At 70.4% G+C, this 1,634-nt stretch carries 2 protein-coding genes; both read right to left on the bottom strand.

Annotated features, from left to right (window positions below):
• The coding region (locus A5711_RS01815) for a GMC family oxidoreductase N-terminal domain-containing protein (protein WP_156744724.1) at positions 1–419 on the bottom strand (419 nt) is incomplete at its 3' end.
• 19 nt (positions 420–438) lie between these two features.
• On the bottom strand, positions 439–1,634 hold a 1,196-nt coding region (gene mftF / locus A5711_RS01810; RefSeq protein ID WP_067943493.1), incomplete at its 5' end, for a mycofactocin biosynthesis glycosyltransferase MftF.

The following is a 1,634-nucleotide window of genomic DNA, read 5'->3' as shown; positions in this document are numbered from 1 at the left end:
TGGGCCGGCCCACTGAAGTCCAGGTCGGTCTCGATGGCGCGGAAGCTCTCGAGGACGTCGGACCAGGCCCAGCCGGGCAGCGATAACCGGTCGAAGTCGCCCGGCAACCCGCGGCAGAAGTAGCCGCCATTGATCGCGCCGGAACCGCCGACCGTCGCCCCGCGCACGAGCGCGTGCGCGCGCACGGGCCGATCGGTCAGGCTGGTCTGATAGCGGCGCACCAGCGGGCTGCCGACCCCGATCGGCAGCTGCAATCCGTTCGCGGTTTGAGCGAGCAATCCCGGATCATCGAGGGCCGGGCCCGCCTCGAGGACGGTCACCGCGCAACCCGGCTCGGCAGAAAGGCGTTCGGCGACAACCGATCCAGCACTACCGGCACCGACGATCAGCACGTCGCTGTGCGAGGCGGCCTTACTCAAGGGCGGGTCAAGGTCGCGGCTAGCTGCGAATCTGGGGTTTCAGCGCCCGCAGGTTGCGCTCCCGCACCACGCCCCACCACAACCCGAGGCCGTACGCCAGGTCGTCGACCCGCTTGAGCAACAGATAGGTCAGCAGGCCGATCGGTTCGGCATCGTCGCCGATGGCGTCGCGGCGTCGCAGCCAGTCAACCACGCCGTCCATGATCGCCGCGACCAGCACGACGCGTCGGAAATGTCGCGACACCGTGGCGGCAAGCAGCGCGACCGGCCAATAGTGCCGGCACAGGGCCGACGCCAGCTGCAGCGCCGCCGACCACAGGCCGCGGGTCGCGATCACCGCCACGTCCGCGATCGACGTCTCGGCGCCACGCATCGCCCTGGCGATCCGGCGACCGGTCAGGACGGCGACGACGACGGATGCCAGCTGGGACAGGCTGGTCCCGAACGCCACCAGGATCCAGGTCATCAGCGCCCAGCCGGAGATCACCACCGGGGCCGTCTTGTCCGGATGGCGAACCGACAGCGGGGCGGCCGATCCGCCATAGAACGCCTTGCGCGCGAGCCAATCCCGCAGTTCGGTGCGGTGGTCGTGGGCGACCACCGCGATGGGTTCGTAGCGCAGCCGGGCGCCGGCCTCGATGAGCCGCCAACACAGGTCGACGTCCTCACCGGATTGCAGGGTCTCGTCGAACCCGCCGACACTGCGCAGGGCGGAGCACCGACAGATGATCGCCGCGCTGGGCACGTAGGACACCTGGCTGTGGGGCAGCACCGGCGCTTCGCGCTCGCCGAGGTCGAGCGACGAATGCACCGCCTCGTAGCGGGCCACCACATTTTCGCTCTGCGACAACCCGACGATGCGCGGCGCGGTCAGGGCGACGGTGGGATCGCAGAAGTGCCCGAGCAGCGCCTCCAGCCAGCCGCGCCGCGGTGCGACGTCGGAATCCAGAAACGCGACGTAGTCGGTGCTGCAGGCGGCCAGCCCGGTGTTACGGGCGGCGGCCGGTCCCCTGGAGCGTGTGTGCCGCAGCACTTCGACGTCGCAGTGCGCGCCGACGAAGTCGTCGGGCTCGATCGGCGGGAAGGAACCGTCGTCCACGACGATGACCCGCAGGCCGCGCAGCGAGCTCACCAAGCGCCGCACGCCGGAAAGGTTGTCCCGCACCGGAATTACCACGGTGACGTCGTGGTGCGACGGGCCACCCGCCGGCCGCG

The sequence above is a fragment of the Mycobacterium sp. E2238 genome (assembly GCF_001672665.1).
In the GTDB taxonomy this organism is placed as follows: domain Bacteria; phylum Actinomycetota; class Actinomycetes; order Mycobacteriales; family Mycobacteriaceae; genus Mycobacterium.
The sequence above is the reverse complement of the archived record's forward strand: the minus strand, read 5'-3'. Positions and strand labels throughout refer to the sequence as shown.